The 13,982-nt window shown below is 61.5% G+C and carries 11 protein-coding genes; 5 read left to right on the forward strand and 6 right to left on the reverse strand.

Going from position 1 to position 13,982, the window contains the following annotated elements; translation table 11 throughout:
* Nucleotides 1-19 precede the first annotated feature (19 nt).
* Together GLW01_RS01105 and GLW01_RS01110 are read left to right on the forward strand one after the other, a co-directional pair.
* Nucleotides 20-928, forward strand: coding sequence for an alpha/beta hydrolase (locus GLW01_RS01105; protein ID WP_151441005.1), 909 nt, complete (start codon nt 20-22; stop codon nt 926-928).
* Entirely contained in the window at nt 925-3,765 is a 2,841-nt protein-coding gene (locus GLW01_RS01110) for an ATP-binding protein (protein WP_160897845.1), read from the forward strand. The genes GLW01_RS01105 and GLW01_RS01110 overlap by 4 nt, the downstream gene beginning before the upstream one ends.
* Here the strand turns inward: GLW01_RS01110 and GLW01_RS01115 are convergent.
* From GLW01_RS01115 to GLW01_RS01125, 3 genes are read right to left on the reverse strand one after another with little or no spacing between them, the layout of a single operon-like run.
* Nucleotides 3,746-5,476 carry an ATP-binding SpoIIE family protein phosphatase gene (locus tag GLW01_RS01115; protein ID WP_160897846.1) on the reverse strand — a complete coding sequence of 577 codons (1,731 nt, stop codon included), beginning with the start codon at nt 5,474-5,476 and terminating at the stop codon, nt 3,746-3,748. The two genes, GLW01_RS01110 and GLW01_RS01115, sit on opposite strands and share 20 nt — an antisense overlap.
* Before the next feature lie 3 nt (nt 5,477-5,479).
* Nucleotides 5,480-5,794, reverse strand: coding sequence for an STAS domain-containing protein (locus GLW01_RS01120; RefSeq protein ID WP_151441008.1), 315 nt, complete (start codon nt 5,792-5,794; stop codon nt 5,480-5,482).
* Between the two features lie 22 nt (nt 5,795-5,816).
* Complete coding sequence (locus tag GLW01_RS01125; RefSeq protein WP_160897847.1) at nt 5,817-7,031, reverse strand: methyl-accepting chemotaxis protein; 1,215 nt, start codon at nt 7,029-7,031, stop codon at nt 5,817-5,819.
* A 172-nt stretch (nt 7,032-7,203) separates the two neighbouring features.
* On the opposite strand from GLW01_RS01125, the gene GLW01_RS01130 reads away from it, so the two are divergent.
* On the forward strand, nt 7,204-8,232 hold the full coding sequence (locus tag GLW01_RS01130) for an alpha/beta hydrolase (RefSeq protein WP_151441010.1): 1,029 nt from the start codon (nt 7,204-7,206) through the stop codon (nt 8,230-8,232).
* Nucleotides 8,229-8,885, forward strand: coding sequence for an OmpA family protein (locus GLW01_RS01135; protein ID WP_160897848.1), 657 nt, complete (start codon nt 8,229-8,231; stop codon nt 8,883-8,885). The genes GLW01_RS01130 and GLW01_RS01135 overlap by 4 nt, the downstream gene beginning before the upstream one ends.
* 4 nt (nt 8,886-8,889) lie before the next feature.
* On the opposite strand, the gene GLW01_RS01140 is transcribed toward GLW01_RS01135, so the two are convergent.
* The 3 genes from GLW01_RS01140 to serA all read right to left on the reverse strand — a co-directional run bounded on the left by GLW01_RS01140 (nt 8,890) and on the right by serA (nt 12,356).
* Nucleotides 8,890-10,668: an SLC13 family permease gene (locus GLW01_RS01140; protein WP_160897849.1), complete on the reverse strand. Its 1,779-nt coding sequence runs from the start codon at nt 10,666-10,668 to the stop codon at nt 8,890-8,892.
* A 156-nt stretch (nt 10,669-10,824) separates the two neighbouring features.
* Nucleotides 10,825-11,106: a hypothetical protein gene (locus GLW01_RS01145; protein WP_151441013.1), complete on the reverse strand. Its 282-nt coding sequence runs from the start codon at nt 11,104-11,106 to the stop codon at nt 10,825-10,827.
* 20 nt (nt 11,107-11,126) lie between these two features.
* A complete protein-coding gene (gene serA, locus GLW01_RS01150; protein ID WP_151441014.1) occupies nt 11,127-12,356 on the reverse strand; it encodes a phosphoglycerate dehydrogenase in 1,230 nt (409 codons plus the stop codon).
* A 162-nt stretch (nt 12,357-12,518) separates the two neighbouring features.
* On the opposite strand from serA, the gene GLW01_RS01155 reads away from it, so the two are divergent.
* Nucleotides 12,519-13,928: an FAD-binding oxidoreductase gene (locus tag GLW01_RS01155; RefSeq protein ID WP_160897850.1), complete on the forward strand. Its 1,410-nt coding sequence runs from the start codon at nt 12,519-12,521 to the stop codon at nt 13,926-13,928.
* Nucleotides 13,929-13,982: the final 54 nt, after the last annotated feature.

Below are 13,982 nucleotides of genomic sequence, written 5' to 3' on the forward strand. Positions count from 1 at the left end.
TCCTGACGGGAGGGTCCTGATGAGTCACGAACCCGCCGAGGTCCGTTTCCATGTTGAGGGCGAGGCGCTGGCCGGCTGGTGGTTCCAGCCGGCAACGCCCGCGCGCAGCCCGTGCCCCTGTATTGTGATGGCCCATGGTCTCGGGGGTACCCGGGATGCGGGGCTTGTTCCCTATGCCCGGGCCTTTGCAGAGGCTGGATTTGCGGTACTGCTTTTTGATTACCGGCATTTCGGGGCGAGCGCGGGTGAGCCACGGCAGCTGGTGTCCGTGCAGCGCCAGCTGGCGGACTGGCAGGGCGCCATTGATTTCGCACGCCAGCAGCAGGGCATTGACCCAGAGCGCATCGCGCTTTGGGGATCGTCGTTTTCGGGGGGACATGTGCTGGTGGCAGCAGCCCGTGACGGCGGTGTTGCAGCGGTTTCCGCTCAGGGCCCGATGATGGACGGCCTGGCTGCTGTACTGAATGTGGTCAGCTATGCCGGCATCGGTGGCATCCTGCGCCTGAGCACCCTGGCACTGAGGGACCAGCTTCGCGCCCTGGTGGGCGGCGCCCCCCTGTACGCGCCCATTGTTGGCCGCCCGGGTGAAACGGCGGCCATGGCCACCGAGGATGCCTATGACGGGTACCGGGCTATTGCGCCTCCAGACTGGCGTAATGAGCTGGCGGCGAGACTGGCACTGCAGCTGCCGCTTTACCGTCCGCTGCGCCATGCGCGTCGACTGCCGTGTCCGGCACTGATCCAGGTCTGTGGCCGTGATTCCGTAGCGCCGCCGGAGGCAGCGGAGAAAGCCGTGAGCAGAGCCGGAGGCCGGGCGGAACTGAAGCGTTACGAGGACCTGGGGCATTTCGATATCTACGTGGGGGATGGATTCGAGCGCTCATGCGCGGATCAGATTGATTTCTTCCAACGCCATCTTCTGTCATGAAAGAGGCCCCGATCCCGGATAACGAACCGGAGCGGCAGGCGGCTCTGGATGAGTACGAACTGCTCAGCGGGAGCCCGGAAGAGTGGTTCGACGACATCGTTGCCGTCGCAGCCGAGGTCTGCAGCAGTGAAATGGCCATGGTCAATCTGCTCGACCGGGATCAGCAGCTGTTCAAGGCTGCGGTGGGTGTGAACCGGGAGCATTTCATTCCGGAGCGTTCCTCCTCGTTCTGTGGTCACGCCATTGTTCAGTCCGATGTGTTCGAGATCCCCGATGCCCGCGAGGATGAGCGTTTCCATGACAACCCCTGGACGCTGGACCATGGTGTCCGGTTCTATGCCGGTGTGCCCCTGGTCAACGCGGATGGTTATGCACTCGGGACCATCTGCGTGCTGGACCGTCATCCACGCCACCTGGATGAGCGTCAGAAGGAATCGCTGAAGTCGCTGGCGCGCGTGGTCATGAAACACATTGAGACCCGCCGCGCCGAGACCTTCGGCTGGCGTGTGAGTGAGCTGATCCAGCAGAGCGATGATTTTGTGGCCATGGTGGATGCCACAACGTTCACGGTGCTCTACGTCAATGACGGTCTGGCCGATCTTGTAGGGACAGCAAGCGATCGTCAGTCGCTCAAACAGCTGGCCATCAGCGGCATTTTCCCCTCGCTGACACCGCAGCGGCTGAGCGAATGGGCGGCTCTCACCCCGGATCAGGGATCCGTGGATCTTTTCTCGGAGACGCTCAGGGGGGCGGACCAGGAACGTGTGGTGAGCCTCAGGATCACCCCCTCCCGGGTCCGGGATCGGCCGGTGCTCCTGCTGGTGGCCGAGGACATGGAGGCACTTCTCAGCAGTCGCAAACGCGAGGAGCAGGCAGCCAGTGAGGTGCGGCGTCTGGCCCTGGTGGCCCGTAAGACTGATAACCCGGTCATCATTACCGACGCTGAGGATCATATCGAGTGGGTGAATCCGAGCTTTGAGTCACTGACCGGCTACCCGCTGGATGAGGTGCGCGGACTGCGGCCAGGGGATTTCCTGCAGGGTCCGGACACGGATGAGCAGGCCCGGCGACGGCTCGCCATTGCCATTGCCAACGGTGAACCGGTACGCCAGGAGATTCTCAATTACAGTCGCCAGGGCCATACCTACTGGCTCGATCTGGATATCCAGCCGGTGCATGATGATGGGGGGCGGCTGGTGAATTTCGTGGCCGTCCAGACCGACATCACAAGGCGCAAGGAGCTGGAACACCGGCTGCGCCAGGCCAAGGAGGACGCGGATCGCTCCAACCAGGCCAAATCCCAGTTTCTGGCCAACATCAGCCATGAACTGAGGACCCCCCTGAACGGTATTATCGGAATCAGCGAGCTGCTCCAGCGGGATCAGAAGCGACCGGATGCCGAGGAGCAGCTGTCGACCCTCAAGGATTCGGCCAACGGCCTTCTGGAGATCATCAACGATCTGCTGGATCTGTCCAAGATCGAGGCCCGCAGCCTTGAGCTGGAACTCCGGCCTTTTGATCTGGACCGTATGCTGCGCAATCTGGACAACCTTTTCCGCCCGCAGGCGGAGGGTAAGGGCGTCACGCTCCATTTCGATATAGAGGAGCAGGTCCCCCGGCACCTGCACGGCGACGAGCAGCGCCTGCGCCAGGTTCTGATGAACCTGTTGGGCAACGCGCTCAAGTTCACCCAGCAGGGGACGGTAACCCTTGCCATCGACTCCCGTGCCTCCTTCGGTGATACCTGCAACCTGGCGTTCCGGATTACGGACTCCGGGCCCGGGATTGAACCGTCCGCACGCGACAGGATCTTTGAACCCTTTGGCCAGGCGGATGCGTCCCTGGCAAGACGTTATGGTGGGACCGGGCTGGGTCTGACCATCTGCCAGCGTCTGGTGGAGCTGATGGGGGGCAGCATCCAGGTGGAGAGCGAAGAGGGCCAGGGCGCCACCTTCTCGTTCGTGCTGCCGCTGCTGGCAGCGTCCGAAACAGAGGTGCACCGTCTGGAGGACGACCAGGATGACATGCGCGTGGAGTCCTTTGCCGGCGAACCGAGTGTGCTGCTGGTGGATGACAACCCGGTCAACCGCCATGTCGGGGAAGCCATGCTGGGGGAGCTGGGAATGCGGGTAACCAGCCGCGAAGATGGCGCCGGGGCGCTGGAGGCGTTTTCAGGCGGGGTCTTTGACCTGGTTCTTCTGGATATCCAGATGCCGGACATGAACGGCTATGATGTGGCGATCCGGATGCGGGACCTGGATGCCAGCCATCAGCGCCACACCCCGCTGGTGGCGGTAACGGCGCACAGCGCGCCGGATCTTGACAGCCGGCAGGCCGGTTTCATGGATGGCTACCTGACCAAACCCCTGACGTTCCAGGGGCTGTACCGCATGTTGAGCCGGTGGCTGGCACAGGGTGAGCATCCGACCACGGGGGCCACGGTTGAGGAAGGTGCTGCCGGCGACAAACCGGCCTCGGGAACCACTCTGGCGCAGGAACCCATGGTGGACCGGGATCTGGTCCTGCGGAACCTGGGCGGCAACCCGCGACTCATGGGCACGCTCAAGGATCTGTTTGAGCAGCAGCATGAGCAGTACCTGGAGGCGATCGCCAGAGCCCACGCTGACGATGACGCGGCGGCCCTGGCCGAGGCGGCGCACGGGTTGAAGGGGGCGGTGGGGTACTTCACCGCCGGCCGGCTCTGGCAGGCTGTGTCGGATATGGAGAAAACGGCCCGCGATGGCAGCCTGCCGGAAAAAGCCGCTCTCTCCGAACTCGATCAGGCCGTGCGTGAGATGGCGCGGGAGATCCGCAACCTCAGTCCGGATCAATCGTGAACTCAACCTCCACGCTGGCGCCGTTGTCCAGAAAACGGAGGCGGTCGGCCAGGCTCGCCACGACTCGGATGCCACGCCCGTAGGCGTGGGTTGCCACCTCATCCGCCGAATCCATTGACGAGAAGCTGGTGGTATCGAATCCTGAACCGCTGTCCATGACCATCAGCCTCAGGGCATTGCGGTTATGGTACTGGCTGCGGGTGGCCAGGATCTTGATGAAGCCTTCGTTCAGTGCGGCCAGGCGCTGCTGGCGCTCCTGCACATAGTGGTCAAACCCCTGCTCCGTCTTACTGCTGGACTCCATGCCGAGAAGGCCATGGTCCACCGCATTGTTGAGCAGTTCCGTCAAAACCACGAACGCTTTCTGGCGCAGACGCCTGTCCAGGCGCAGGTTTTCCAGGACCTGGTTGACGGTTGGCACGATCTCCGTTCGGCTGATATCGGAACCGCGGAGCTCAAGCCGGAAGTCCCAGCCCGCCATGCTGTTGTCATCGCCGCTGCTTTCCGGCGGCTGGTCGATGCCGTCTTCATTGCTGAAAGGCACCTCCATTGGGGTGTCAACGGCCAGCGCCAGCATGGACTGGTCATCGTCCGGCAGCCTGGTGCCCCGGAACCGGGAGATTGCGTCGGTAACCGACTCCACCAGGCTGTGGTTTGTGCTGCAACCGGTCAGAACGGCTTCCAGGCGGGTGCTGCCGAACATCTCGTTATCCGCGTTGCGCGCCTCCACCAGCCCGTCTGTACAGGCGAAGAAACGGTCGTCGACGTTAACGGTGCAGAGCTGGGCGGTGTCGTCAAAATCCTGATCATCCAGCACGCCCAGCGGAGGGTGGGCCGATGGAATACGGTGGCGGATGGCGCCTTCCGGGCACAGCACATAGGCCTGTGGGCAGGCCCCGTTCCAGGCGATCAGGGCGTGGCGCTGGGGGTTGATCAGCACCACGGTGGCCGCGAGGAAGTGATTCGGTGGCAGGCGTGCCCGCAGGCGCTGGTTGATCTGGCGCACGATGGAGGCCACGCCATAGCCGCGCCGGCTCATCTGGTAGAAGATCTCCATGGCCGGCATGAGGGTAATGGCGGCCGGTAGACCGTGGCCGGTGGCATCGGCCATGAGGGCATAGGTGTTGCCGGAATGCGAGTTGACGGTTGATATAACGTCGCCGCTGAACTGCTCCAGGGAACGTACGGATTGATGGATCCGGGTATCCGACGTGGTGTAGTTCTGTATGATCCGGTCAATCATCTGCTGCGCCAGGTCGTTCTCGGCGCGGCTGTGCCGATAATAGCTTGAGAGTTCGGTATTACGGCGCTCGAGTTCGCGCTGGAGGTTGGCGATGCGCTGGGAGCTGCGCACTTTCGCGGCCAGGATCGGGAAACTGATGGGCTTGGTCAGGTAGTAGTCCGCACCTGTGTTCAGGCCCGCCGCCTGATCCTGCTCCTCGTTGTTGGAAGAGATCATCATGACGGGCACCCAGCGCTGCTCCATCATCCCCTTGATATGGCGGCAGGCCTCCAACCCATCCATGACCGGCATCTTGACGTCCAGGATGACCAGATCCGGGGATTCCCTGGAAAAGGTTTCAACCGCTTCACGCCCGTTTTCGGCGACCAGCACCCGGTGACCTTCCTCATCAAGGTAGGACTGCAGGAGCTGACGGCTGAGAAGGTCGTCTTCCGCAACCAGAATGGTCAGTTCCGACGGCGCTTCCATGGATCAGTCGATGAAACGGAACATGCGCTGGAAATGCGCGATCTCCAGGATCTCCTGTACAACGCCGGTGGCGCCTCGGATCACGATTTCAATGCTGCGGTCCTGGGCTTTCTCGCGCAGCAGGAGCAGGGTTCCGAGAGCAGCACTGTCCAGGTAATCCAGCTTGCTGAGGTCGAGCACAATGAATTGCGCGCCGGGGGTGTCCAGCGCTTCCGTCTGTTTGGGCTTGAATTCGCTGTAGGCGTTGAAGTCAAACTGTCCGGAAAGGTTAAGGGTGACAGTGCCTTCCCCGTCGTCGTGCTTATCAATGCTGAACATGGGTCAGTGTCCTTCGTTGGGGTCAGAACAGGTCTACGCTGCCCTCGGACATGGAGTCCTGGGTCAGCGTGTTGTCTCGGATGCGCGTCTGCTCATCGCGTGCGCGCTCCACTTCATCCGCCAGCTCGCGCAGCCAGGTTTCCGGCTCCAGGTCCGTCTGCCCACGGATGCGGATGACCGAATCGTCCACCAGCGCCAGCCGGTCGTTCACGCGCTGCAGGATCTGGTCGACCATGTCCTGGAACTGCATCTTGCGGACGCCGGTGTTCACATCCTCGTTGACCGTCTCGGCGATGCCGGCCAGCTCGTTGGCCGCCTCGTTGCGCGAGGCGTCGAGCGTGCGGATTTCCTCCATCAGTGACTCAACGGATTTCTTTGACTGCAGGGCAAAGTTCATGTCCTGAGAGGCCACCTCGTTGATGGACTGCTCGACGTGGGTTACCAGGTCCTGGACCGTGGAGACGTTGCGGCGGATGTCCTCACTGAACTGCTGGGAACGGCTGGACAGGTTCTGGACTTCCTGAGCCACCACCGCGAAGCCGCGGCCCGCCTCGCCGGCCCGAGCGGCCTCGATCGCGGCATTGATGGCCAGCAGGTTGGTCTGGCCGGCGATGCTGTCCATTTCGCCCAGGTTGCCGTCGATCTTCTGCACTTCGCCCGTGATCTGGCCCATGGTATCCACCAGCTCCACGGAGATCCGGCTGGTCTCGACGATGGTGTTGACGAAGTTCTCCAGCACGGCGGTGACATCCTGGACCATGCGTTCGAAGCTGACGTCGCCATCATCGTCGTTGCCGGTCACGGATTCACTTGCGGAGAGCATGCGCCGGATCACGTCATCCTGGGTTTCCAGGTGGGACTGCAGCTGGAAAAACAGGTTCATCATGTCCGGAACGGAATCGTCCAGAAGCCCCTTGAGCTGGCCGGTATCGGTGCGCACGCGGTCAAGGTTGTCCTGATAGGTGGAGAGAATGTCGTTAAGCCGCTCCCGGAAGCCGCTGAACTGGTCGTTCACGGCCGCATGGGCCTGCTCCGCCTGGCTTTCACGCCCCTGATTCAGCGTCCAGGTACCGAGTACACCCACGCCCGCCACACCCAGCACACTGAGACTGACCGCAGCCGTGGTGGGCACGCCCAGAAAGAGCCAGTGCAGCCAGGGAACGACGATGGCAAGACCCACGGACATCAGGATCGGAGGGGAGGTAATGTTGGCTCGACTACTACGCATCTCGGGCATTACGCCACCGTTCCGTGCATTGGATCAGTCTGGATGTCATTATTGACAGGCTTTTTCACAGTTGTCTGAGACAAGCTTATGCGGTCCTGCCGCTGGGTCAAACGGGAATCCCGCGAATGACGCCTGCCGGGGACTGCGCGTATTGTTCAATCTACGTTCAGGATCAGTCTGGATGCCGCAGCACGACAGTGCCACCCGTCCCGGTTGGGACCGCGACGCGGTTGTTGCCTCGCTTCCCCCCTTCAGTTTCTCGCAGACCCCGGAGCCGGATACCACGGTTGCCGCCTACCAGGCATTCTACCGTCTCGAGCCGGGTTCGGAATTCCCTTCGGTGCGCCACCATCTCGGTTGGATACGGGCAGCGGGGTATCGTATCGCCACGCATTATTACGAGCAGCCCGGTGCCCATGGGACCGTATTTATTTTCCATGGCTACTTTGACCATGCTGGCCTCTATACCCGCATGATCCGTTACTGTCTCGGTCTGGGGCTGAATGTGCTGATCTATGACCTGCCGGGGCATGGTCTGTCGAGCGGGCGGCCGACCGCCATCGGGAGTTTCCGTGAGTACCAGCGGGTTCTTCTAACGGTTCTGGGCCTTTCCCGGGATCGTGTGCCCGGGCCCTGGATTGGCGTCGGGCAGAGCACCGGTGGCGCCGTTCTGATTGACTACCTTCTTTCCTGTCGTGAGGCGCCGGACGCCATTGCGTTCAGCGGTGTGGTGCTGCTGGCGCCACTGGTGCGGCCGGCGGGCTTCAGCAGTGGCAAATGGCTGCACATGCTGATGAATCCATTCCGGGAGACCTGGAAGCGGGTGTTTACCGCCAACAGTAATGACAATGAGTTCGTGCGCTTTCTCAAGGAGCATGATCCGCTGCAGTCCCGGTTCATGGCCATGAACTGGGTGACCGCCCTGAAACGCTGGATCCCGCGTATCGAGGCGGCACTGCCGGTGGACTATGATCTCGCTGTGGTCCAGGGCGAGCAGGACATGACGGTGGACTGGCGGCACAACCTGCGCGTGCTGCGGCGTAAGTTTCGGCGCCTGCGGCTTTACCAGATCCCGGAGGGCAGGCATCATCTGGTGAACGAAGCGGATCCCATCCTGGGCCAGGTTCAGGACGCGGTTGGCGCTGAGATTGAGCGGGTGCTGGCGGAAGCCGTCATGCCCGGTGTCCATAGAAAGGGGAATGAGGAATGAAAAAAACGCTGATGGCTGTTGCGCTGAGCACGACCATGGTCAGTGGCTGTGCCACCCAGGACGCCTATACCGGTGAACAGCAGACCTCGAAGACCGTTATCGGCAGCGTGATCGGTGCTGTTGCCGGTGCGGCCACTGGTGCCGCGACGTCGAGCAAGGGTGACCGTGAGAAGGGCATCATGATCGGCGCCGCCTCGGGCGGACTGCTCGGTGCCGGTATCGGCCAGTACATGGACCGCCAGGAAGCACAGCTGCGCCAGCGGCTCGAAGGTACCGGCGTCCGGGTCAAGCGTGATGGCAACAAGATTGAGCTGATCATGCCCGGCAATATCACCTTTGACGTGGATCAGTCGAACATCCGTTCGTCTTTCTACAATGTGCTGGACTCCGTGGTGCTGGTGGTGAAGGAGTTCGACCAGACCGCCATCGCAGTGGGCGGGCATACCGACAGTACCGGCAGTTTTGAGTACAACCAGCAGCTCAGTGAGAGGCGCGCCCAGTCCGTGGCCCAGTACCTGCTCAACAAGGGCGTGGCGCAGGGGCGTGTTCATACCACCGGCTATGGCCCGCGCTTCCCCATCGCCAGCAATGATACTGAGCAGGGACGGCAGCAGAACCGCCGTGTCGAGATCGACCTGATGCCCATGGAATGAGGCCTCAGCCGGCCCCGCCGGGATAGACGGTGCTGACGGTCAGTACCGTCATGATCCCGCATAGAATATTCAGGGGCAGGCCGGCGCGCATGAAATCGATGAACCGGAACCCGCCAGGGCCGAAGACCATCAGATTGGTCTGGTAGCCCAGAGGCGTAGTGAAGCTGGCGGAGGCTGCCATCATCAGGGTGAGCACAAAGGGCTCCGCCGGCATGCCGGTGCTCTGGGTGATCGCCAGCACAATCGGAAGCGTCAGCAGTGCCGCCGCGTTGTTGGTGATCATCTCGGTCATGACGTTGACCAGCGCATAGGTGGCCACCAGCATCAGCAGGTAGTCCCCCGCTGTCAGGCTGAGCACACCGTGAGCCAGCCAGGCGGCTGCCCCCGTCTTGTCCATGGCATTACCGAGCGCGAATGAGCACGCGATGGTCAGCAGCACATGGCCATCCAGGCTGCGCCGGGCCAGGTTCAGGTTCAGGCACTTGGTGGCCATCATCGCCAGTGCGCCGACCATGGCGGCGTGCAGCATCGACAGGGTGTTGGTGGCGGCCAGCAGCACCACCGCCAGCAGAATGGTCCAGGCCCGCCAGGACTTGCGGTGGTCCGGGCTTTCCTCTTCCGTGTCGTTGACCAGCAGGAAGTCCCGCGAGTAGCGCTGTCGGGTCACGAACACGGGCCGCGCCTCCAGCAGCAGCGTGTCCGCCGATTCCAGGCGGATATTGCCGAGGTTGCCTTCAATACGCTTGCCGTTGCGGGCAATGGCCAGTACCACTGCGCCGTATTTCTCCCGGAAGCGGCTCTCGCGGATGGTACTGCCCACCGCCAGGCACTCGGGGGATACCACGGCCTCGACAATGCGCCGCTCTGGTGCCTCCTTGGCAAGCAGGGGCTGTTCCTCGGTGGAGGGCACCAGCCCCCGGATCTGGCGCAGTTCAATGATCGACTGGACGTCACCGGCGAACACCAGGCGGTCGCCGCTGCGCAGCCGTTCTTCGGACGGTACGGCGGTGACCACACCGCCTTCGCGCTCGATTTCCACCAGGTACAGGCCCTGAAGGTGGCGCAGCCCGGCTTCTTCCACAGTCTGGCCGACCAGCGGACCGTCATTGGCCACGGCCATCTCCACCGTGTATTCACGGAAATCGCCGAACATCTGCCTGCCATTATTCCGGCGGCCACGGAGCACGAATGGCAGCCAGAGCACGATGAAGATAAGGCCGACCAGCACCACCGGCACACTGATCCAGGTGATATCGAAGAGGTGGAACCCTTCGGTATCCGCCAGATCCATATAGAGGCCATTGACGATGAGGTTGGTGCTGGTGCCGATCAGCGTCAGTGTGCCGCCCAGGATGGCGGCGTAGCTCAGGGTCATGAGCAGCGGCGCCACGGGAATGCCGTGGTGGCGGGCCCAGCGAGCAATGGCCGGGATGAAGGTGGCAACCACCGGGGTATTGTTCAGGAAGCCACTGAGGCCGGCGACCGGGGCGATGACCCTGGCCTGTGCGTACCGTATTGTTTGCGGGTGCCCGAGCAGGTGCTTGATGATCCAGTCCAGCCCACCGGTGTTATGGATGCCGGCCGCGATCATGTACATGAAGGCAACGGTGATCAGGCCGCTGTTGCTGAAGCCGGCCAGTGCCTCCTGGTGGGTCAGAATGCCGGAGACGGTCAGGAAGATCAGGGCCGTGAGCATGACCAGGTCGGTCCCAAGGCGTGTGGTCATCAAAGTGATGAGCACACCGGCCACGGTCATAAGGCTTATCCAGCCGTTCCAGTCCATTACGCCTCTCGGGTCATCTGTGAAATACCGGGAGAGGCTACCACTGGCCCATATTACCAGAAAGCCTTATTGTTCATTTTGATATTCGTTTAAGGAATTAATAAAAGGGGGAGGAGAAGGCGGACACCCGGCTGGGCGGGTGTCCCGGGGGTAGGTTCAGGAACGACGGTTCAGAAAGTCCTCAACCTTGCTCCTGAGCTCACTGAGGCGTGACTCGCCACTGGCGCGAAGTTCCTCGAGTCGTGTGCGGGCCGTATCAATATCCTCCTTGAGGTCCGCAATCCGCTTGGCGGTCTTTTCCTTGAGTTCTTCCGTGGCCTGATGGTTCTCCGCCTTGGCCTTGTACTCATTGAACTGCGCCCGAAGAGTCTCGAGCCGGCTTTCCCAGCTCTCAACCTGCGTTTCCAGTTTCTGGATCAGCGTATCCTTCAGTGACATGTCACACCTCCCAGAGTGTGTCAGAACAGTACCCGTGCCTTGATGGTGCCCTTCACTTCACGGAGTTTCTTCAGGGCCACATCGCTGTACGCCTTGTCGACGTCCACCACGACATAACCAATCTGATCATTGGTGCGCAGGTACTGTCCACACACATTGACGTCATTTTCGGAGAAGATCTGGTTGATCTCGGACATGACGCCCGGGATGTTCTCGTGGATGTGCAGCAGCCGGTGCTGGTTCGGGTGCTCCGGCAGGGCCACTTCCGGGAAGTTCACCGAGCCCACGGAGGTACCGTTGTCGCTGTAGGTGGACAGCTTCTCGGCCACTTCGGAGCCGATGTTCTCCTGCGCCTCTACGGTGGAGCCACCCACGTGGGGGGTCAGTATGACGTTGTCGAACTCACGCAGCGGGGAGACGAACTCCTCGTTGTTGGACTTCGGTTCGGTCGGGAAGACATCCACGGCCGCGCCAAGCAGCTTACCGGAGCGCAGGGCGTCGGCGAGGGCATCAATGTCCAGCACGGTACCGCGCGAGGCATTGATCAGGATGGAGCCCTGCTTCATCTGGGCCAGCTCCTCGGCGCCGAACATGTTGCGTGTGGATTCGGTCTCCGGGACGTGCAGGGTCACCACGTCGGATATCGCCAGCAGCTCCTTCATGGAGCTCACCTGGGTGGCGTTGCCCAGTGACAGCTTGGCGATGACGTCGTAGAAGTAGACATGCATGCCCAGGGATTCGGCCAGCACGCTCAGCTGTGAGCCGATGTTGCCGTAACCGATGATGCCCAGGTTCTTGCCCCGGGTTTCGTAGCTGTTGCTGGCGGACTTGGTCCAGACACCGCGGTGGGCGGCGGCGTTTTTCTCGGGAGTGCCGCGCAGCAGCAGGATGGTCTGTGCGATCACCAGCTCCGCCACGCTGCGCGTGTTGGAATGCGGCGCGTTGAAAACGGCAATACCGCGCTTCTTGGCGGCTTCCAGATCGACCTGGTTGGTGCCGATGCAGAAGCAGCCCACGGCCACCAGCTTGTTGGCGTGCTGGAACACCTTCTCAGTGAGCTGGGTGCGGGAGCGGATGCCGATGAAATGGGCATCCTTGATCTTCTCCAGCAGCTCGTCCTCCGGCAGGGAGTGGCTGATGTGTTCGATGTTGGTGTAGCCGGCTGCGTTCAGTGCATCCACGGCCGACTGGTGAACGCCCTCAAGAAGCAGAAAGCGAATCTTACTCTTGTCGAGTGATGTCTTAGCCATGACAGAAAATTCCCGTCTGAGTCAGAGTTTTCGAAAAAATAAAGTGAAATCAGAAAGTTGCGGTCTTCGCCGCATTGCTGGAGAAGCTATGGTAGCATAGCTTACGATCTTTTCCCGACTTTTGGTCGGATTTTGAACAGCTCCTGGAGGAATCCTGACGCTATGAGTACAACGGCAACGGCGTTCGATCCGCAGACACTTGAAGGACTTCTTACCGACGGTGGTAAGGTCCTGACCGCCCCTGACGATCTGGCCGCCTATGGCTGCGACTGGACCCGCATCTACGATCCGGCGCCACTGGCTGTGGTGCTGCCGAAATCAACGGAGGAGGTTCAGGCCATCGTCCGGTACGCCAATGAGCAGCACATGGCGCTGGTGCCCTCCGGTGGCCGCACCGGCCTGAGCGCAGGTGCTGTCGCCGCCAACGGTGAACTGGTGGTGGCCATGGATCGCATGAACCGGATCCTGGATTTCAATGCCAATGACCGTCTGGTGCAGTGCGAGGCGGGTGTGGTGACCGAGCAGCTGCAGCAGTACGCGGACGAGCAGGGCCTGTACTATCCGGTGGATTTCGCCTCCGCCGGTTCCAGTGAACTGGGCGGCAACATTGCCACCAATGCTGGCGGCATCAAGGTGATCCGCTATGGCATGACCCGTGACTGGGTGCTGGGCCTGAAGGTGGTCACCGGTGCCGGCGAGATCCTGGAGCTCAACAATGGGCTCGAGAAGAACAACACCGGCTATGATCTGCGCCAGCTGTTCATCGGCGGCGAGGGCACCCTGGGCTTCATTACCGAGGCGACCATGAAGCTGGCGCGCCAGCCCTCCAATCTGACGGTGATGGTTCTGGGGCTGAATGACCTGAGCAATACCATGGATGTGCTCCAGAGCTTCCGCTCCAAGCTGGACCTGACCGCTTACGAGTTCTTCTCCAATGAGGCGATCGGGCATGTCCAGGCGCATGCCGAGGTGCCGCGGCCGTTCGAGACCGAGTGCCCCTACTACGCGCTGTTGGAGTTCGAGGCGACCTCCGAGGGTGTGATGGAGGAGGCCATGGCGCTGTTCGAGCACTGTGTGGAGCAGGAGTGGGTGGTTGATGGTGTCATCAGCCAGAGCGAAAGCCAGGCACAGAAGCTGTGGCAGCTGCGGGAGCGGATCTCGGAGTCCATTGCGCCGCATACGCCCTACAAGAATGATCTGTCAGTGCGGATTTCGAAGGTGCCGGAGTTCCTGAACGAGATCCATTCGGTGGTGAGCAAGGAGTACCCGGATTTCGAGATCATCTGGTACGGCCACATCGGCGACGGCAACCTGCACCTGAACATCCTCAAGCCAGGTGACATGGAGAAGCAGGAGTTCTTCAAGCGCTGTGAGACGGTGAACGATCTGGTGTTTGATATCGTTCAGCGTTATGAGGGCAGTGTCTCCGCCGAGCATGGTGTGGGGATGGTGAAGAAGAAGTACCTCGGGTTTACCAAGAGTGCCGAGGAGATTGCTGTTATGAAGGGGATCAAGAAGGTATTTGATCCTAACGGCATCATGAACCCGGGTAAGTTGATCGACTCGGACTGAGGTTTGGCGTCGTCACCAGCTTGCTGGCTTGGCTGCTGTGTGGCGCGCCGGGGG

Origin of the sequence: Vreelandella halophila, assembly GCF_009856365.1 — a bacterium.
GTDB lineage: Bacteria > Pseudomonadota > Gammaproteobacteria > Pseudomonadales > Oleiphilaceae > Halospina > Halospina utahensis_B.

Excerpts from the sequence above, each read along its gene's own strand:
- GLW01_RS01145 (WP_151441013.1), bottom strand. The coding sequence starts at position 11,106 with ATGTCACTGAAGGATACGCTGATCCAGAAACTGGAAACGCAGGTTGAG.
- serA (WP_151441014.1), bottom strand. The coding sequence starts at position 12,356 with ATGGCTAAGACATCACTCGACAAGAGTAAGATTCGCTTTCTGCTTCTT.
- GLW01_RS01110 (WP_160897845.1), top strand. The coding sequence starts at position 925 with ATGAAAGAGGCCCCGATCCCGGATAACGAACCGGAGCGGCAGGCGGCT.
- GLW01_RS01155 (WP_160897850.1), top strand. The coding sequence starts at position 12,519 with ATGAGTACAACGGCAACGGCGTTCGATCCGCAGACACTTGAAGGACTT.
- GLW01_RS01135 (WP_160897848.1), top strand. The coding sequence starts at position 8,229 with ATGAAAAAAACGCTGATGGCTGTTGCGCTGAGCACGACCATGGTCAGT.
- GLW01_RS01125 (WP_160897847.1), bottom strand. The coding sequence starts at position 7,031 with ATGCCCGAGATGCGTAGTAGTCGAGCCAACATTACCTCCCCTCCGATC.
- GLW01_RS01130 (WP_151441010.1), top strand. The coding sequence starts at position 7,204 with ATGCCGCAGCACGACAGTGCCACCCGTCCCGGTTGGGACCGCGACGCG.
- GLW01_RS01140 (WP_160897849.1), bottom strand. The coding sequence starts at position 10,668 with ATGGACTGGAACGGCTGGATAAGCCTTATGACCGTGGCCGGTGTGCTC.
- GLW01_RS01105 (WP_151441005.1), top strand. The coding sequence starts at position 20 with ATGAGTCACGAACCCGCCGAGGTCCGTTTCCATGTTGAGGGCGAGGCG.
- GLW01_RS01120 (WP_151441008.1), bottom strand. The coding sequence starts at position 5,794 with ATGTTCAGCATTGATAAGCACGACGACGGGGAAGGCACTGTCACCCTT.
- GLW01_RS01115 (WP_160897846.1), bottom strand. The coding sequence starts at position 5,476 with ATGGAAGCGCCGTCGGAACTGACCATTCTGGTTGCGGAAGACGACCTT.